Genomic DNA, 18,429 nt, shown 5'->3' with positions numbered 1-18,429 from the left:
CATCATGCAGACCTTTAAGGTTTTAAGCCGATTCCTGTACTATTCACTGAAAGATACTTTCATTGGAGACCATTCACCGATTATACCTTGACCATGAAGCGAGGTGCTTCCTTCAGGTGATAAGTCTTTCTCTGTCATAAGTCCTAACGCTACTGTAAACTCATTAAACTTGATCGGCACATCTTTTTCTGTTCGAACGATATTTCCGTTCACTGAAAAAGTCACTTCATCAGCTGATCTGTTATAGGTGATCTCGAATTCGTTCCAATCTCTTTGATTGAACTCTTGCTCTTCTTTAAAGATACAAAAATATCTTGTTTTATCTGTTTCAGGAACTGAGACACCTGGAAATGGGAGTACCGCATAGACACTTGCATACTTATCGTTACCTGCAAAGAAATCAAGTGCTGCTCCTGTAGTGAAGTCTAATAAGTTTACAGAAACAAATCCATCATACAGATCATTCGCATTCGTTCCGATCGGACGTGAACGCATTCTCCATTGAAAAGAAACTGTTCCGTCTTGTGGCACTTTGATCGGTTCATTTGAATAATACATGTGTTTTGCATTATCTAAGAACTGAACAGAAGGGTGGGATTTAGTGAAAGGGTTAACTCTAACATACAGCTCGTCATTACGAACGATAACAACTGCTTCAGGCTCTCTAAACTCATGGAAGGATCCATCTGGAAGAGGGAAACCTCCGATCCTCCACGTTTCAGATTCAGTCAGTATAGAATGGAAATTGCCGAGTACGATTTCATTTTGATGTTTTTTCATTAAACACAGCTCCTAGTTAATTGCTTATAAACATATTTAATCAAATTAAGATTGATGAGGCAAATGCTGGCTTTTCTATTAATACCCGTCCACAAAAAACTAGATTTCTAGGATGGACAAGTATATTTCAGAAAAAACTGAATAATAATGGTATTAAGAGCTCGCAAATTAAAGGGAGGGTGTTCTCTATGAAAACGGTATCTCAAATTAATTTACGAAAAGAAAAGGAAAAAACGTTCTCAAGTGATGATAGAATCATGTTGTTTATTACGAAGTTTCATCTGAAACCTAAACGTGATAAATGGTTGACGTTAAGACTTTTATTAAGAAGAGGATCAGTTGATCTAGTGGAGCAAATCTTAATCAGTTCGGAATATAGAAGGGATTTTCCAGAACTTCTTGAAGATGAAACAGTTCGAGATTTTTATTTAGACTTAAAGAATCCAAAGAAAGAAATATGTCTTACCGTTTAACCTTTTGGGAAACCCAAAAGGTTTTCTTCTTGTCATTTTTGTGTGCAAAGTATTTTTCATTTGATATAATACGTACAAGAAGATGAAGGAGAACGATGTAATGAAACGCTATACATTAGAAGAAGCCAACCAATTGCTTCCGGTCCTCTCAAAAGAATTTGATTCTTTACATAATCTGCAAAGAGAGTTTGATTTATGGTATGAATCTTTTCAGCAGGTCGAGCCTCAGTTGAATGCTGAAGAAAAAGCTGCCTGGGAAAAAAGAATTCAATTTATGGAACTTGAAGCTGAAATGTTTATTTCAAATATCTTGTCTCATGGTGTATGGTTTGAGGATGCCTTCTCATCGACACTCCATTTTCCAGCTATATTAAATGGAGAAAAAGGTGTATTCAAATGGCATCCAGAGGAACCAGTCATCACGATCTATGAGAGTGTTGAAGAAAAGCTGGATTCACTTCATTTGGTAAATTAAGGGTTGCTTGTGGAATTCATGTAAATAACACTTGTATTATTCTCTAAAAAAGCTTATGATATTAATCGTGACGTAATTAGCGCCTATAGTGAAATGGATATCACACGAGATTTCGGCTCTCGTATTCTGGGTTCGAATCCTGGTGGGCGCGCCACTTCCAATTGAATATCTAAGAATATCGGTTAGACCGGTACTCACCACGGGGAAGGCTATTGGGACCGGTGGTTTTTTATTTGGCGTCACAAAAATAAACTAACGTTGCAGGTTGGTGATTAATTGTGTCAGAAAAAATGAGAGTACTCTTGTATTACAAGTATGTTCCGATCGATGATCCAGAGAGCTACAAAGACGAGCATCTAAAGTTTTGTAAAGATTTAGGTCTTCTAGGCAGGATAATCGTTGCTCCTGAAGGAATCAATGGAACTGTGTCAGGAACGTATGAACAGACTCAAATCTACATGGATCATTTAAAAGCAGATCCGCGATTTGAAGATATTGTTTTTAAAATAGATGAGGTTGAAGAACATGCGTTTAAAAAGATGTTTGTTCGTCATAAAAAAGAGCTCGTAACTTGGCGTTTTGAAGATGATGTTGATCCGAACCAATTGTCAGGTAAACGTTTATCTCCAAAAGAATTTTACGAAGCGTTACAAGATGAAGATGTAATCGTAATTGATGGACGTAACGACTATGAATATGAGATCGGCCATTTTCGCGGTGCTATCCGTCCAGATGTAAAAGCATCTAGAGACTTTCCGAAATGGGTACGCGAAAATATCAGCCAGTTTAAAGATAAAAAAGTTTTAACGTACTGTACAGGCGGTATCCGCTGTGAAAAGTTCTCAGGCTTTCTTCTTCAAGAAGGGTTTCAAGATGTATCACAGCTTGAGGGTGGAATCGTAACGTACGGTAAAGACGATGAAGTCCAAGGAAAGCTGTGGGATGGTAAACTTTATGTGTTTGATGAACGTATCTCAGTTCCCGTTAACCGTACAGAGGAAGATGTAGTGATTGCTACATGTTATTATTGCGGAAAAACAGAAGATCGATATGTGAACTGCGCAAACCCAGAATGTAACAAACAACATGTTTGCTGTCCGGAGTGTGAAGTGAAACATAAGCGTTCTTGTTCGAAAGAATGTTTAGATCATCCACGTAACCGTTATGAGACGGAACAAAAAGAACAACAGACGGTTTAAGCTTTAAAAAGCCAGTGTTTATACTGGCTTTTTTTATTTTCCTGTTTTAAAGTAAACGGTATATAGTAGAAACTTTTAACATTAAATATGGAAAACAAAACGGATACAAAACCTAGATACAAAAGAGTGATTAAAGAGGTGATTGAGTTGAATAATAAAGTTAACGATATTTCTGAACAAGTGATAAGTAATTATCAAAAAGATGAAGGTATGATGATCATCATCTATAGTCAATGGTGTGTAAATAATGAGCTCGATCCTAAAGCCGTCTATCTTAAAGCTTATCCAGACCAAAGTAAGAATGAGTATGTGATGCATATGCTAGAGCAAACTGTTTCAATCGACGAAGCAGAACACATTCCTCATGATACTGTGCTTCAGGTTTTATCGATGTTTGGTAACGATGACCTTGCCTTTGTAGTGTCCAATGAAATTCAAGCGATGAAGGAGACGAAAAAAGGATGAGCGCCAAGAATCTTGTTATCGCGAGCTATAAAACAGGGCAGTATATTGGAAAGGCAGGAGAAGAACGAAACCAGATGGTTTTGTTTGAAGTGCTTGCAGTAAAAACACACCCTTGGCAAGGTGATCTTCATAATCCCAAACAAGCAGATGTCCCTTTTTTCCAGGAAAGAAGAGCATTGAGTTATGGAGAGAAAACATGGGTGCCCGTGCATACAGTAAAGAACTATGACGGGGAACTTCCCCCTTACAAGGAATCTCTAAAACAAGCCTTAGTTCAATACATAAAGAAGCTAGAAGAGGACGATAGCCCATGGGCAAAACGTTCGTTGGAATGTTTATTTTCATTAGAAAAAGACTATAAACTTGTTTAAATTGGATAGACAGTGGAATGAGATACTATAGAGATAAAGGTGGCGATAGAATTGGAACTTCAAAAACAGATTATTTCAGAGTTGAAAGTAGAACCAAAGATTGATGCGAAAAAAGAGGTTACAAAGAGAATTCAATTTTTAAAGGACTATGTAAAAAAATCGGGTGCAAAAGGGTATGTTCTCGGCATCAGTGGTGGACAGGACTCGAGTCTTGCCGGAAAGTTAGCCCAGATCGCCATGAACGAGCTGAGTGAAGAAACAGGGGTAAAGTATACGTTTGTAGCGGTTAGACTTCCATATGGTGTTCAAAAAGATGAAGAAGATGCTCAGCGTGCATTGAAATTTATTGAGCCAGATGTATCCTTAACAGTAGATATCAAACCAGCAGTTGACGCCTCTGTAGGTGCGTTTATGAAGGCGACTGAAAAAGAACTCTCTCACTTTCTTAAGGGAAACACGAAAGCTCGCGAAAGAATGAAAGTTCAATATGACATTGCTGGTGCCTATCAGTGTCTGGTCATCGGTACAGATCATGCAGCAGAGGCGATAACAGGCTTCTTTACAAAACATGGTGATGGCGCATGTGATATCATTCCGTTGTATGGCTTAAATAAGAGACAAGGAAGAGAGCTGTTAAAAGAACTTGGCGCAGAAGAACGTCTATATCTAAAAGTTCCTACAGCTGACCTTGAAGATGACAAGCCTTTGATTCCTGATGAAACAGCACTCGGCGTTACTTATGAAGAAATTGATGATTATCTTGAGGGCAAAGAAGTGACTTTGGAATCTAAAGAAAAAATTGAAAAAAGATACATCCAAACCATGCACAAAAGAAATCATCCTGCTTCCATTCACGATACATGGTGGAAGTAAGTAAAGAGCACCTGGGAAACCAGGTGTTTTTGTTTTGCCGCTTTTAGGTTATACTTGTTCTTGGAATAAAGGGGAAGGGGATACATAACTTTGAGTAAAACGGCGAAGATCATCATCTCATTAGGTATCGTATTTTTAGCATATTTTGTTTATGATACCATTAATCGCGAGAACGAAAGAAAAGATCGATTAAATGTTATCGACGAGCATTTTAAGAAACCTTTTAAAATTGAAGAAGAGTTAAAAGAACAATATGATAATGACTTTCTGATCGAAATGGACAAGGAACTATATATCGTGACAGTAGAAGATCATAAAGTCGTAAAAACTGTAAAGCAATAATAAGAAAGAAGCCGCTTATCAAGAGCGGTTTTTTGTTTGATTTGTTGTTATGTGTTGTTTTACCGCGAAAAATCGAGCAACCTGTAATGAAAACAACTATATATATAAACAACTGTGATTACATACAAAGTGACTCTTGAAGGCATTCACTTTTTCATTTAAAGTAGATGAAAGCTCAACTGTATACATATTATATTGATGGGGTGGTAAAATCATGGATAATTCATACGTTTTGTATCATGATCAAATTATTAAAGACGGATCGATACCAGTTGATCCACAAGACAGAGGCTACCTTTTTGGAGATGGAATCTATGAAGTGGTCTTTGTTTATGACAAAAAACCTTTTGCGTTTAAAGAGCATTTCACAAGGTTTGAACAAAGTGCTAAGAAACTAGAACTGGCAATGCCCTATGATGTTTCTACGTTTAAAAACCTTACAGATGAACTGATCAGTAAGAACAACATTGAAAATGGAATGGTTTATGTTCAGATGACGCGTGGAGTAGCACCCAGAAATCATCTTTATGAAAGAAATATGCAAAGTGTTGTAACAGGTTTTGCAAAATCTGTTTCACTTGAAAGCATAGCCGAATCTCAAGCAAACGGAATCAGCACGTATCTAACAGAAGATATCCGCTGGCTACGATGTGATATTAAGAGCTTAAATCTTCTTGGGAATGTAATGGCAAAACGGAAAGCTGCAGATTTTGACTGTCAAGAAGCGATTCAGCACAGAGATGGAACAGTAACAGAAGGATCTTCATCCAACGTATTTATCGTAAAAGAAGGAACATTGAAAACACATCCAAGTACGAACCTAATTTTAAATGGTATCACTAGACAAATCGTGATTAAATTAGCACAACAAAACGGGATATCAGTTTTAGAAGAAGCGTTTTCGGTAGATGAGCTTTTAAACGCAGACGAAGTTTTCATTACAAGTACAACGATGGAAGTTACACCAGTTACAAAACTTGTAGGCTCAGAGAGTCAATCATACGGCATTGGTCCTGTAACTCTACAACTGCAAGATGACTTTAAGAAACAGATTATAAAGAATACTTCAGTCGTTAACTAGTCTTAAATGTAGGGGAAAACATGAAAAAAATACTCAAGTACTTTATAAATGGACTCTTGACCATCCTTCCGATCGTGTTAGCTGTTTATATTATTTATAAGATTTTTGGATTCTTAGACAGCATCCTTGGTAACTTACTAAAAGATGTTCTAAAAGAAGATTATATACCCGGCATCGGACTCATCACAACGCTCGTTCTCATCACGGTCTTAGGCTGGATGTCTACTCAATATGTATCAGGAAAAATATTTAGTCTCATCGATCGGGTGCTAGAGAAAACACCATTTGTTAAGACGATTTATTCTGTAATTAAAGATACGATCCACTCTCTGTTTGGAGAGAAAAGATCTTTCTCGAAGGTTGTCCTGATCGAATATCCTGAACTGGATTTAAAAAGTGTTGGTTTTGTTACGACTGAAGATGTAAGTAGCTTAAGTGACGAGTTAAGAGATCACGTTGCTGTATATATCCCTCAAACGTTTCAGATTGCAGGCTTTACTTTTTTAGTACCAAAAGACAAGGTCAAGGTTCTCGATGTGAAACCTGAAGATGCCATGAAGTTTTTATTATCGGGTGGCGTCGCAACTAAATAATATAGTCAATGAACAAACACCCTTTACAATGGAAAGGGTGTTTTTCGCTTTCCTTTTCTCATACATTTAAAGAAAAGGAGGGTGTTAAGAGTGGCTGATTCAAAACGGTTATTGACAAAGTTAACACTCATCCCGTTCGAAATGGTTATAAACGCCATTCCGTTTTTTCATAGAGAAAAAGTAATTTGGGAACTAAGTAAAGAGCAGCGAATGTTGCTTCAAGATGAATGGAAGAGAATAAAAAGAAGAAATGGAGAAGTTAAGATAAATCTTCATAGCAATAGCAAGGAGCTCGTTCAAAAAATCAGAGCAGATACTAAACGCTTTAACAAGAATAATGTTACACGTACTGCAGCTTATTTAACGTTCTATAATAAACATCCTGAGATCACATGGTCATTTTTAGCACATATGGTTTCTAGAAACGCTGGTTATTTTATGAGTGATCTAAAAGGGGAGTTCTTACCACATATTCTTGAAGAAACATTTCTAATAAAATTGTACGATATGCTAGAAAAAGGGAACAGTATGATCTTTGAGGATGCTTATCCTCAATTGCTGCTATACGAAGAGAGTAAAAAAAGGGGGATATCTCTGTTTCATCTTAGTTCTAATTTTAAAATTTCTCCTTTTATTGAAGGAGTTTGGGAGGTTTATATACGCCGAGAAGATCAGAGCTTTTTATTACCTGTCGCACAAATTATTAATGAACAAAGTCATATTGAAAAATCACTTGTTCAAACAGAAGAGTATAAAGAATTATTAAATTCTTTCACATATCGACTGCAAGAATGGCTGAGACTTTCTCAAATTTTGTTTCCTACATGGCCGTTGAAACATTCGATAGGAAGAAACATGAACCACTTTAAAGATCTAGACGAAAGAATTTCATTAGGACAAAACTTATATGCCACATTATTTCAGCCGCAATTTGTTAAAAAGATACACAGCTTTGCAAATACATTTCCTCATACTGGATCGCGATGTGATTATGATGATGATAGTTTTACAGCTTTCAATACTTCTCTTGAAAAGTTTCCTAAAGAAAAGCTATCTTTTTTCAAAGTGAAAAATAACACGAAAATATATAGTCCATTTCTTCTAGATGTATGGAAGTACAGCTTTAATGGACCTTATCTTGGTTCGAATTGGTTTGAAGATGAAGAGTTTGTATTAGAGAAGATGAAGTTACTGAATAAACCTTCTCCCTTAACATGGATGACGTATTGGTCTGGTCTTCACAAAATTGAGTCTGTGTTTCTTTTCAATCGATATTATAAGTTGCTCAAAAAAAATAGAAACCTTTGATAAAGGCTTCTATTTAAAGAAGGAAAGGATGTTACCCATTTGCTGTGCAAGCCCCATCACTTGATTTGCTCCGCCCATCATTTTTCCGAAGTTAAGTCCAGATCCTTGATTGTTCGGCATCATGCCCATTGAGCTTTGATTGCCCTGGCTTTGCTGGGGACTAAAAGGCATTCCCTGCATCATTGGATGTGGCATCCCGCCAGGAGGCATCATGGGCATCATGTATGGCATGAAAGGCTGTTGAGTTAATCCTTGTGAATATTGCTGATGTGGTATAGCTGGAGCTTGAGCTGCAGGTGTGTATGGCGGTCTGCCGGGTACCGTTTGGCTATTTGCATATCCCTTTGCAGTGGGTGTAGTAAAAGGGTCGTATCCGCCATATGGGAACATTCTTACAGATTTCTCTTTCAAAAAAAATCACCTCATAATAGTTTCTATATATGTATATTCAAAGAATGAAAAAGGGACATAACCCTTTCTTTGAACTGATGAAAACGCCCTGTCCAAATTTAAAACACATCATATTTTATTAATAGAAATGTGTGCTTTGAAAAGGAGGATAAGGGATTTATGTCTGATGATCATACTTCATATAAATGGTTGTTAACAGCGATAGGTGATTCCTTAACTGTTGGAGTAGGGGCACCAGTGCTTGGTAAAGGATATGTTGGAAGATATGTAAACTTCACACAAACCACTTTTGATAAGCATATCTTAGTAAAAAACTTCGCAGTAACAGGAACAACATCTGAAGAAATATTAAATTCCCTAAAAGACAAAGAGATCAAACGGTCGATCAAGGATTCTAAGATCATACTAATCACAGCTGGTGGGAACGATCTTATTCAAGCGGCTTTTAAATATATGTTTACGAAAGAAGAAGAATTGATCTACTTGGCCCTTAAAAATTGCAAAAAAAATCTCAACAAAATTTTTAAGAAGATCTATAAATTAAAAAGAAATTCAACGGAGCCGTTTATCATCAGAATATGCACGCTGTATAACCCGTACTTTAAATGGAGTAAAGCCATGCAATGGGTCAACATGTTTAATGATTTGATCAAAAGCTATGAGAAGATGCCATATGTGAAAGTAGCAGATCTATACAGTGTCTTTATGGGTAGAGAGAGTGAGCTCGTATGTTTTGATACGATTCATCCAAACAAAAAAGGCTATCAAGTCATAGCCGTTTCTTTGTTTGATTTAGGTTTCCCTGAAATTGAATGACGAGATGTTTTATATTCATAGTCAATAAAATTTCACGTACCGTAAGTTTATATTTTTTTTTAAAAAGATAAAATCAGCAAATAAACAAAAAAATGAAGAGCTGCCACATTAATGACAGCTCCTCTCCGGAATTTTTCTTTACATAACAGGAACTTTTTCAAATTCTTTTCTGAGTGATTTTGATCGTTTTGCAGCATGTTCTACTGCTTTTTCAATGGCAACACCACCGCCATTCTCTGCAAGTGCTTCTAGACCTGCAGCTGTCGTACCGTTTGGTGAAGTCACTTTCTTTCTTAGTTCAGCAGGTGAATCAGAAGATTCCATCACCATCTTACTTGCGCCGTAAAGAGTTTGTGCAGCGATGTCGCGCGCTAGTTCACGATCGAGTCCGTTTTCTACTGCTACATCTTCCATATGTTCCAGCAGATAATAAAAATAAGCAGGCCCACTACCGGCTATTCCAGTGAAAACATCCATCTGTTTTTCGGAAATAATTTTCACTTTACCGATTGCTTTCGATAATTCTTGAGCTAAATCCAAATCTTCATTTTTCACATACTTACCGGCACTAATACCTGTGATAGATTCACCAATCATACTTGAAGTATTAGGCATCACGCGAACAATAGGCAAAAATCTTTCGATGATCTCCTCTATATACGATGTGGATATTCCGGCAAGAACGGATAAAATGACATGGTGATCTTGAAGAGCGGGTCTGAGTTGTTGAAGTACTTCTTCCGCTTGTTTTGGTTTTACCGCAAGAATAATCACGTCTGTGTTTGTTAATGAGAGTTCTCGAACTGAAGTTGTTGTAATGTTGTATTTGTTAGTTAGTTCTAATCTTCTGTTTTCATTCGTGTGGTTCGCGGCTATGATTCGATCAGGAGAAATTCCAGCTTTGTTGATCAACCCCGAAATCATTGCTTCTGCCATTGAACCTGCACCAATAAACGTAATATTTCTGTATTTTAACATGCAACCCCTCTTTCAATGATTTTACTTATTTATAAAGTACTATGTTAACATCTTCACAAATATATGCAAGTCGTTATGTTCTTTTCTATCTGATTGTAATATGATTTTTACATAAGGAAATAAAAGGGGGAGCTTGGATGAAATTTTACGTCGCTTCAGGATTTCAAAATAAAGAACTTGTAAAAAGGATAGGGAATGACCTACAAAAGAATTTTAAATGGCAGCTGACTTATGATTGGACGCTAAATGATAGGGCTGAGACGAAAGAAGATTTAGCTGAAATAGGAATTAAAGAATATGAAGCCGTAATGGCAGCGGATATAACGATCGTAGTATTACCTGGTGGAAAAGGGTGTCATACAGAGCTTGGCATTGCTTTGGGAAATAAGAAAACCGTAATCTTGTACGACCCAGAAGGTATGCTGGAAAAATTAACAGAAGCTACTACATTTTATTATCTGCCAGAGATCATACATTGGAATGGGGTAGTAGAAGAACTGCCTGCATTATGCAGCTCTTCTGTACCTTATTGTTTCTCTTTATAAGATTGATTTTGAAAGGTTGTAACGGTTTTATTTGCAATTCGATCGTACCCTTCTTCATTTGGATGGATGGAATCAAAAAGCCATTTATCCATATCATCAGTTTGAAGGGCATCACTAACAGGAACAACCAGGGCAGGTTTGTGTGTAAGTGCTGTTTCGTAAGCGATTAAATTCCAATCATTTAAAAGTTTTTCAGTAGCTGGGTAATATTTTTGCTCAGCTTTTACAACGTTGTATAATTCATTCAAAACGATTATTGCATTCGGGTTATGTTTTCTGATGTTTTCAAAAATGTCATTTAAATTCTGCTGATACTCCGTTTTAACATCATCATAACTCTGTATAGCTTTTAGAGGACCTTGTTTTTTTGCTATTTGTACGAGGTCATTACCGCCGATATTGATTGAAATCATATCTGCTTTTTCAACAGATTGTTGAACGGCTGGAATCTCCAATTGATTCAATAAGCCTTGACTCGTGAAACCGGAAACACCCTGATTTTCGAGAATGATGGTTTTACCTGTTAAATTCTGAAGATTTTCATTAACTTTACTGGCAAAACCGCCTTCTTCAGAGCCTCTACCTTCAGCAACAGAATCACCGAGTACGAGGTGATTCAATGTAGACTTTGGAGATTTTTTCAGATAATCAAGATAAGTGATCTGCTTAGGATCCGAAGGACCGTCCTGATTGATCACAGATTCTTTTTTAATTTGAGCTATTTTATATTGTGGATAGTAGTACCATCCGACTGCACTTATGACCAACAGCAAAATAAACAAGGAGATGATATATCTTTTTTTCATATATACCCTCCTGTATAAGAGTTTTTTATAAAAGTATTAGTTATAGATAATATCATAAATATGCCTAGAAAGTGAAAGGTGACAACTTGAATAACACTTCTTTAAAGATACCTGTTCTTATCCCTTTAATAATAGGGATTATCGCAATATCATTTTCTTCCATTTTTGTTAAGTGGTCAGATGCTCCGGTCTCTGTTCAAGGGATGTATCGATTATTATTTACTTTAATCATGATGTTGCCGTTTGTTTGGAAACAAGTACGATTTTTGAAAAAGATCAATTGGCGAGAAACCTTTTTACTAATTTTATCGGGTTCCTTCCTAGCTCTTCATTTTTTATTCTGGATGGGATCATTAAAGTTAACTACCGTAGCAAGTTCAACGATATTACTTTCCCTACAGCCTGTTTTTGTAATGATTGGAGCATACATAGCGTTTCGGGAAAAAACGTCTAAAGCTGCGATCATTGGAATGATGGTTGCAATCATCGGCGCAATAATGATTGGGTGGGGAGACATTGGCATCTCCACAAAGCATATACAAGGAGATCTTTTATCTATTTTAGGCACGATTGTAGTTGCTGCCCATATGTTGATCGGCCAAAAGCTTCTTAAGACATTTCCTGCAACGCTTTATAGTTTTTCGGTATTTCTTGTAGCGGTCATTGTATTTGGAATCTATAATCTAACATTAGATATACCGATGACTGGTTATCCTGAGAAGGATTGGGGAATCTTTTTACTGCTTGCCATCATACCAACTGTGTTTGGACATGTATTGTTTAATTGGCTATTAAAATATGTAACAGCTGCTACGATATCAATGGCAATATTAGGTGAACCTGTAGGGGCTACATTGTTAGCATACATGTTTCTTGATGAATCACTAACTCTTTCCCAATGGAGTGGCGGTGCTATCGTATTAGCGGGACTGTATTACTTCTTGCAAAATACTCGAAAACAAAATAAACGAACACCCCCTGCACCGATCAAGCCGCCAGTCACATCAGGTCCCATTGTAAAAAAAGGGTAAGAGCCTATTTCTATGCTTTTGTATGACATTCTTATATGATGAAACAAACAGATGAAAAAAGGAGATTGATTTTATGAGTAACTATGCAAAAGCTACTTTTGCTGGAGGATGCTTTTGGTGTATGGTCACACCATTTGAAGAGTGGCCAGGTATCATTTCTGTAGAATCGGGCTATACAGGTGGTCACAAAGAGAACCCGACATACAAAGAAGTCTGCAGTGAAACAACTGGCCATTTTGAGGCAGTCCAAATTACATTTGATCCATCCATCATTTCGTATGAGAAAATCGTCTCTGTTTTTTGGAAACAAATTGATCCTACTGATGCTGGAGGACAATTTTACGACCGTGGAGATTCCTACCGCACTGCCATTTTCTTTCATGATGATGAACAAAAAACGATTGCTGAGAAATCAAAAAAGGAACTTGAAGAGAGCGGCCGATTCGACAAACCTATCGCAACTTTAATTTTACCAGCTGATACATTCTATCCGGCTGAAGAATATCATCAAGATTATCACAAAAAGAATCCGTTTCATTACAAACGTTATCGTCAAGGCTCAGGTCGAGATGTCTTTATCAAATCACATTGGGTAGACAATGGGCAAAAAGAAGAAATACTAAAGACGCTAAATCCTATGCAGTATAACGTTACACAAAACGATGGAACTGAACCTCCTTTTCAAAATGAATTTTGGAATCATACTGAAGAAGGTATCTATGTAGATATCGTTTCTGGGGAACCTCTTTTCAGTTCTTTAGACAAATTTGATAGCAGCTGTGGGTGGCCGAGTTTTACAAAGCCAGTTCGTTCATCTACCGTGGAAGAAAAAGAAGACCTGTCTCACGGTATGATCCGAACGGAAGTAAGAAGTAAGGATGCAGATTCTCATTTAGGACATGTATTCACTGATGGTCCTCGGGATCGAGGAGGATTAAGATATTGCATAAATTCTGCAGCACTTCGTTTTATTCCTAAGAACGAACTAAAAGAAAAAGGATACGGAGAATATCTCACTCTGTTTGAACAAAAATAAACCAGCTCAAAGCTGGTTTATTTTTGTTCAGAAGAGGAATAAGAATGGGACTGAATGTATTTTAATCGCGTAAATAGAATAATAGCTCCAGCTGTTAGACCTGATATTAATCCGATCCAATAACCATAGGCACCAAGAGTTGTGAAATTAGCGAGATAATATCCTACCGGTAGACCAAGCACCCAATATGAGATAAATGAGAGCATAAAGGTCACATTTACATCTTTATAGCCTCTTAGCGCACCTTGTATCGGAGCTCCTATAGCATCCGCCAGTTGAAAGAACACCGCATACCATAAAAACGAAGTCGTCAGTTGAATAACTTCTTCTTCGTTTGAATACATGCTTGCTACTTGTTCATCGAAAATCATTAAAAGGCCTGAAAGAACTAGGGCAAATCCAACCGCCGTTACAATTCCGATATAGCTATATTGTGCTGCATCTTTAAAGCGTTTCGCACCAACTTCAAAACCAACTGCAATCGTAAGTGCAAAAGAGATGCTTAGCGGCAGCATATACAGGAACGAAGCAAAGTTGAGTGCGGCTTGGTGAGCAGCAATGGTTATCGTGTTAAAATCACTCATTAACAATGTAACGGCCGCAAATATACTTACTTCAAAAAAGATGGCTAGACCAATCGGGACCCCGATCTTCAACTGTTCTTTCCATGCGGTCAAAGAAGGTTTATAGAAGTTTCTAAACAGTTTATATCCTCTAAATGGATTCACTTTAACGACAATTATCACGGTAAAAACTGCGGTTACCCAATACGTTATAGCTGTTGCAACACCTGCACCTATTCCGCCTAATTCTGGAAAACCACCTTTACCAAAAATAAATAGGTAGTTAAAGATCGCATTTACGGGTAGTCCGACAAGAGTAATAAACATTGTAATTCTAGTTTGACCAAGCGCATCTATAAAAGATCGAAGTGCTCCATATAAAAACAACGGCATGATCCCGAAAGAGAGTGCGATTAAATAGCCTCTTGCAACGTGCTCCACTTCTTTCTCAAGAGTCATCGCTCCTAGAATAGGATCTAAAACCATTGAACCTAATGCAACAACGATCACGGATATTACGACTGATAAATAGACGGCTTGCATAACTGATCGAGGTACATATTTTGTGTTTTTAGCCCCTACTAACTGTGATACGATGGGTGTTAATGCCATTAGGATACCATTTAGTCCAGTGAAGATAGGAACCCATAAACTCGATCCGATGGCTACACCTGCAAGTTGATCAGCCCCAGATCTTCCGCTCATAACGGTATCTAAAAAATTCATGGCATATAAACCTAACTGAGTGATCAAGACTGGAATAACAAGGATTAAGAAGTTTTTGTATTTATCTCTTAACGAATATGTCTGTATCATATGCATACTTCCTTTAGTATTAAACTGTCAATTCGAGACAATGCATTATATCATAAAACATAACTAATATACGTGAAGGAGAAACTATGAGTGTTCAATTTCTTTTTGAAGTTCAATCTGTTCTGCCAGGAGAGAAAAACGAAGAAAAGATTGTACTGGTATCAACAGAGCTTTTATATAAAACGAGTGGGGAAACAATTTATACAGGCGTAATACCGGTCAGAGTTACAGAACATGGAGTTTTTGTATCAGTGCCAGCAGTTACGGCGGCTTTTAATTCAAAATATTTACGTACTGAAACGTTATTTCGGTTAAAAAGATACATTAAACGCATGAGAGATTACTTGGATTTTGATAATAAGGAATAAGTTGACTTTTTGTTTTTGCCCTCATATAATATGAAAAACTATAACTCAGATCATTTATGAAAAAGAGAGTACTCTGTAAGGATGTTCATAGCGAGCAAGGAATCGGTGTAAGCCTTGCACTACTTACAGACGAAGCGCACTTTGGAAATGTTTGCTTGAAACGAAGTAGAGCAGACCGGGACTTCCCGTTAACAAGTCAAGTGGCCTTTTGGCAACGAGAGTGGTACCGCGGTTAATATCCGTCTCTTCTATTAATTTAGAAGGGGCGGATTTTTTTTATTTTAGGGAGGGAAACGAATGAACGGAAAACATTTATTTGCAGCTTACTTACAAGATCACATTGGTACTGACTTAACATTTGAACAAATTGAAGCCTCTATAGAAAAGCCTAAACAGATCCAACATGGTGATCTTGCATTTCCATGTTTTCAGTTAGCTAAGATCTTTAAGAAATCCCCAAATGAAATCGCAAAAGAGTTAGCTCAAGGAAACATCTCAGGTGAGTTTGAGAAAATTGAAGCAGTGGGGAGCTATGTAAATGTTTTTTTAAATAAAAAAGCAGAAGCTCTATCGCTGCTGACTCAAATTTTAAAAGAGAAGGACGCTTATGCAAACCATCGTTTCGGTCATGGAAAAACGATTCTTTTAGATCTTTCCTCACCAAACATCGCAAAGCCGTTCTCAATGGGACATCTACGCTCAACTGTAATCGGTTCCTCAATAGCTGCTATCAGCGAAAAATGCGGCTACCAGACAGTTAAAATAAATTATATAGGAGATTGGGGAACTCAGTTTGGAAAATTGATCTCAGCTTATTTAAAGTGGGGCGAGGAAAATAAAGTCCGAAATAATCCGATCGAAGAGCTGACTAAACTTTACGTACGTTTTCATGAAGAAGTTGAAAGAGACCCTTCGTTAAATGATGAGGGTAGAATGTGGTTTAAGAAATTAGAAGATCATGATCCAAAAGCTAAAGAACTTTGGATCTGGTTTAAAGAAGTATCTTTAGAGGCTTTTCAGAACATTTATGAGTTATTGGATGTCCGATTCGATTCCTATAACGGTGAAGCCTATTTTAACGATAAGATGGATGCTTCTGTAAAAGCACTGCAAGAAAAGAATTTGTTAGAACTCTCAGAAGGTGCTCAGGTTGTAAGGGTAGGTGATGATCTACCACCGTGTTTAATCAAAAAAACAGACGGTGCCACTCTCTATGCCACTCGTGACATTACAGCTGCTATCTATAGAAAGAGCACATATGACTTTACCGAAGCATTATATGTTGTCGGTCACGAACAATCTCTACATTTTGAACAAGTGAAACGAGTCCTGAAAAAGCTCGGACATGATTGGGCAGATCACATGCACCATGTTCCATTCGGGCTCATTTTACAGAACGGTAAGAAGATGAGTACTCGAAAAGGAAAAACAGTCCTATTAGAAACAGTTATTTTAGAAGCAGTTAAGTTAGCAGAACAAAATATTCGAAGTAAGAATCCTGAACTCCATGAAATAGCGACTGTCGCTCGTCAAGTAGGAGTGGGGGCTGTTATCTTTCATGATTTGAAAAATGAAAAGGGAAATGATGTGGAATTTTCGCTTGAGATGATGCTTAAATTCGAGGGCGACACAGGGCCGTATGTACAGTATACAGCAGCTAGAATTCAAACATTATTAAACAAAGGGAACTTTACCGGAAATGTTCCACAAGAGTTCTCCATCGGATCTGAAAGCTGGGGAATTCTATCTGTATTAAGCGAGTTTCCTGAAGTTGTTGAACTAGCGTTTCACAGAAAAGAACCTTCTATTATTTCAAAATATGTCTTAAAACTATCTCATAAGTTCAATCATTATTATGCTCATGTAAAAATCTTAGATAGTAAAGAAACGCCAGAACGATTAGCACTTTGTGCAGCAGTTCAGATCGTCTTAAAAGAAGGATTACGATTATTAGGCGTGCAAACACCGAATAAAATGTAAAGTTACCCTTTATTTTGCTGCAGAGTTTATTTAGTAGCTAACCATCTAGATTCCGTTATATAATCTTATAACTTCATATAAAACATGGGATCGAGGAACGGACAATGAAATTAAATGAACATACGAAGGGTATATGGTATGCCGCTTTTTCTTATTTAATATGGGGATTTCTTCCGCTATATTGGAAGCCACTCCAATCCGCGGGTTCTGTGGAAATCCTAGCACATCGCATTCTATGGTCATTTCTTTTAATGATCGCGGTTATGTTCTTATTGAAAAAGAAAAAGACACTCATAAGAGATGTGAAAGTGCTCTTTAGTCAAAAAAAGCAGTTTATATCCGTGTTGACTGCTTCGCTATTAATTAGTGGAAATTGGGTCATGTATATCTGGGCGGTTAATACTGATCATGTCGTTGAAGCGAGTTTAGGCTATTATATTAATCCGCTCGTTAGTGTGATTTTAGGCATGCTTGTTTTAAAAGAAAAATTAAACAGCTGGCAGCTCATATCCTTTTTGTTAGCTGCTTGCGGTGTTTTTCTATTAACATGGCAACATGGAGAATTTCCTTGGGTAGCTGTTTCTTTAGCGCTTTCGTTTGGCCTGTACGGACTTGTAAAAAAACTTGGGAGTTTTGACTCGCTAACAGGTTTAACATTTGAGACGATGTTTGTCTTCCCATTAGCGTTACTTTATTTAGTCTATCTTCAATGGAACGGGGAGGCATCATTTATCTCTGGAGGCACTTCTACGACATTGCTTCTTTGGGGAGCAGGTCTCGTTACTGCTGTACCTTTACTTTGCTTTGCGCAAGGTGTAAAGCGGATCTCGATGACGATGATCGGTTTTCTACAATATATTGCTCCTACAATCATGCTCGTTTTAGGTGTATTTTTGTATCAGGAAACATTCAGTAAGATTCATGTCATTTCATTCACCATGATATGGGTTGCACTCCTTATTTTTACGGTCAGCAAAACAAAATGGGCAAATTATCTCATAAATCGTAAAAAACAAAATTCACTTTCTGCGAAAATATAGTATAATGGCAATGACCATTGTTACAGTTGAAACCTTATCAATGATAAGGTTCTTTTCATTCATTGTTTGAGAGCGCTTT

Annotated in this window: 22 protein-coding genes, 1 tRNA gene and 1 other annotated feature; of the genes, 18 read left to right on the top strand and 5 right to left on the bottom strand. The window is 37.2% G+C overall.

The window, feature by feature from the left end:
* Positions 1 to 39: 39 nt before the first annotated feature.
* On the bottom strand, positions 40 to 780 hold the full coding sequence (locus tag FS458_RS10885) for a DUF6081 family protein (protein WP_144700479.1): 741 nt from the start codon (positions 778 to 780) through the stop codon (positions 40 to 42).
* A gap of 188 nt (positions 781 to 968) precedes the next feature.
* Between FS458_RS10885 and FS458_RS10880 the strand changes: the two genes are divergently transcribed.
* The 11 genes from FS458_RS10880 (at position 969) to FS458_RS10830 (ending at position 7,960) form a co-directional block, all read left to right on the top strand.
* Positions 969 to 1,253: a hypothetical protein gene (locus FS458_RS10880; RefSeq protein WP_144700478.1), complete on the top strand. Its 285-nt coding sequence runs from the start codon at positions 969 to 971 to the stop codon at positions 1,251 to 1,253.
* A gap of 100 nt (positions 1,254 to 1,353) precedes the next feature.
* Positions 1,354 to 1,728: a DUF2203 domain-containing protein gene (locus FS458_RS10875; protein WP_186320521.1), complete on the top strand. Its 375-nt coding sequence runs from the start codon at positions 1,354 to 1,356 to the stop codon at positions 1,726 to 1,728.
* Positions 1,729 to 1,807: 79 nt separating this feature from the next.
* Positions 1,808 to 1,882: transfer RNA gene (locus tag FS458_RS10870), tRNA-Arg, on the top strand.
* Between the two features lie 136 nt (positions 1,883 to 2,018).
* Positions 2,019 to 2,927, top strand: a complete 909-nt coding sequence (locus tag FS458_RS10865; RefSeq protein WP_144703503.1) for a rhodanese-related sulfurtransferase — start codon at positions 2,019 to 2,021, stop codon at positions 2,925 to 2,927.
* Between the two features lie 147 nt (positions 2,928 to 3,074).
* Entirely contained in the window at positions 3,075 to 3,392 is a 318-nt protein-coding gene (locus FS458_RS10860) for a hypothetical protein (protein ID WP_144700474.1), read from the top strand.
* Positions 3,389 to 3,763, top strand: coding sequence for a kinase-associated lipoprotein B (locus tag FS458_RS10855; protein WP_144700472.1), 375 nt, complete (start codon positions 3,389 to 3,391; stop codon positions 3,761 to 3,763). Before FS458_RS10860 ends, FS458_RS10855 begins: the two co-directional genes overlap by 4 nt.
* A 51-nt stretch (positions 3,764 to 3,814) precedes the next feature.
* Complete coding sequence (gene nadE / locus FS458_RS10850) at positions 3,815 to 4,636, top strand: ammonia-dependent NAD(+) synthetase (RefSeq protein WP_144700470.1); 822 nt, start codon at positions 3,815 to 3,817, stop codon at positions 4,634 to 4,636.
* A 90-nt stretch (positions 4,637 to 4,726) separates the two neighbouring features.
* On the top strand, positions 4,727 to 4,978 hold the full coding sequence (locus FS458_RS10845; RefSeq protein ID WP_137789510.1) for a hypothetical protein: 252 nt from the start codon (positions 4,727 to 4,729) through the stop codon (positions 4,976 to 4,978).
* Positions 4,979 to 5,192: 214 nt separating this feature from the next.
* A complete protein-coding gene (gene dat / locus FS458_RS10840; RefSeq protein WP_144700468.1) occupies positions 5,193 to 6,059 on the top strand; it encodes a D-amino-acid transaminase in 867 nt (288 codons plus the stop codon).
* A gap of 20 nt (positions 6,060 to 6,079) precedes the next feature.
* Complete coding sequence (locus FS458_RS10835; RefSeq protein WP_144700466.1) at positions 6,080 to 6,652, top strand: DUF502 domain-containing protein; 573 nt, start codon at positions 6,080 to 6,082, stop codon at positions 6,650 to 6,652.
* 90 nt (positions 6,653 to 6,742) lie between these two features.
* On the top strand, positions 6,743 to 7,960 hold the full coding sequence (locus tag FS458_RS10830; protein WP_144700464.1) for a DUF2515 family protein: 1,218 nt from the start codon (positions 6,743 to 6,745) through the stop codon (positions 7,958 to 7,960).
* A 9-nt stretch (positions 7,961 to 7,969) separates the two neighbouring features.
* Here the strand turns inward: FS458_RS10830 and FS458_RS10825 are convergent, their stop codons facing one another.
* The gene (locus FS458_RS10825) at positions 7,970 to 8,371 is read right to left on the bottom strand and encodes a hypothetical protein (protein ID WP_144700462.1); all 402 of its coding nucleotides are present in this window, start codon (positions 8,369 to 8,371) and stop codon (positions 7,970 to 7,972) included.
* Between the two features lie 159 nt (positions 8,372 to 8,530).
* On the opposite strand from FS458_RS10825, the gene FS458_RS10820 reads away from it, so the two are divergent.
* Positions 8,531 to 9,187 carry a GDSL-type esterase/lipase family protein gene (locus FS458_RS10820; protein WP_144700460.1) on the top strand — a complete coding sequence of 219 codons (657 nt, stop codon included), beginning with the start codon at positions 8,531 to 8,533 and terminating at the stop codon, positions 9,185 to 9,187.
* Positions 9,188 to 9,325: 138 nt separating this feature from the next.
* Here the strand turns inward: FS458_RS10820 and proC are convergent, their stop codons facing one another.
* A complete protein-coding gene (gene proC, locus FS458_RS10815; RefSeq protein ID WP_144700458.1) occupies positions 9,326 to 10,165 on the bottom strand; it encodes a pyrroline-5-carboxylate reductase in 840 nt (279 codons plus the stop codon).
* 137 nt (positions 10,166 to 10,302) lie between these two features.
* Between proC and FS458_RS10810 the strand changes: the two genes are divergently transcribed.
* Entirely contained in the window at positions 10,303 to 10,710 is a 408-nt protein-coding gene (locus tag FS458_RS10810) for a group-specific protein (RefSeq protein WP_144700456.1), read from the top strand.
* Here FS458_RS10810 and FS458_RS10805 read toward each other — a convergent pair.
* Positions 10,692 to 11,516: a GDSL-type esterase/lipase family protein gene (locus FS458_RS10805; RefSeq protein WP_144700454.1), complete on the bottom strand. Its 825-nt coding sequence runs from the start codon at positions 11,514 to 11,516 to the stop codon at positions 10,692 to 10,694. The genes FS458_RS10810 and FS458_RS10805 overlap by 19 nt on opposite strands.
* A gap of 86 nt (positions 11,517 to 11,602) precedes the next feature.
* Here FS458_RS10805 and FS458_RS10800 point away from each other — a divergent pair, with 86 nt between their 5' ends.
* Positions 11,603 to 12,547, top strand: a complete 945-nt coding sequence (locus FS458_RS10800) for a DMT family transporter (RefSeq protein ID WP_144700452.1) — start codon at positions 11,603 to 11,605, stop codon at positions 12,545 to 12,547.
* Between the two features lie 73 nt (positions 12,548 to 12,620).
* Positions 12,621 to 13,583, top strand: a complete 963-nt coding sequence (msrA, locus tag FS458_RS10795) for a peptide-methionine (S)-S-oxide reductase MsrA (protein ID WP_144700450.1) — start codon at positions 12,621 to 12,623, stop codon at positions 13,581 to 13,583.
* A 17-nt stretch (positions 13,584 to 13,600) separates the two neighbouring features.
* Here the strand turns inward: msrA and FS458_RS10790 are convergent, their stop codons facing one another.
* Positions 13,601 to 14,962: an MATE family efflux transporter gene (locus FS458_RS10790; protein WP_144700448.1), complete on the bottom strand. Its 1,362-nt coding sequence runs from the start codon at positions 14,960 to 14,962 to the stop codon at positions 13,601 to 13,603.
* An 86-nt stretch (positions 14,963 to 15,048) separates the two neighbouring features.
* Here FS458_RS10790 and FS458_RS10785 point away from each other — a divergent pair, with 86 nt between their 5' ends.
* The 3 genes from FS458_RS10785 to rarD all read left to right on the top strand — a co-directional run bounded on the left by FS458_RS10785 (position 15,049) and on the right by rarD (position 18,350).
* Complete coding sequence (locus FS458_RS10785) at positions 15,049 to 15,330, top strand: hypothetical protein (RefSeq protein WP_066394101.1); 282 nt, start codon at positions 15,049 to 15,051, stop codon at positions 15,328 to 15,330.
* A 47-nt stretch (positions 15,331 to 15,377) separates the two neighbouring features.
* Positions 15,378 to 15,580 (top strand) — a binding site (T-box leader).
* Between the two features lie 47 nt (positions 15,581 to 15,627).
* Positions 15,628 to 17,310, top strand: coding sequence for an arginine--tRNA ligase (argS, locus tag FS458_RS10780; protein ID WP_144700446.1), 1,683 nt, complete (start codon positions 15,628 to 15,630; stop codon positions 17,308 to 17,310).
* Between the two features lie 104 nt (positions 17,311 to 17,414).
* Positions 17,415 to 18,350 carry an EamA family transporter RarD gene (rarD, locus tag FS458_RS10775; protein WP_144700444.1) on the top strand — a complete coding sequence of 312 codons (936 nt, stop codon included), beginning with the start codon at positions 17,415 to 17,417 and terminating at the stop codon, positions 18,348 to 18,350.
* Positions 18,351 to 18,429: the final 79 nt, after the last annotated feature.

The organism is Fictibacillus phosphorivorans (assembly GCF_007673525.1).
Lineage (GTDB): Bacteria > Bacillota > Bacilli > Bacillales > Fictibacillaceae > Fictibacillus > Fictibacillus phosphorivorans_C.
This window is presented reverse-complemented; position numbering and strand designations above follow the sequence as displayed.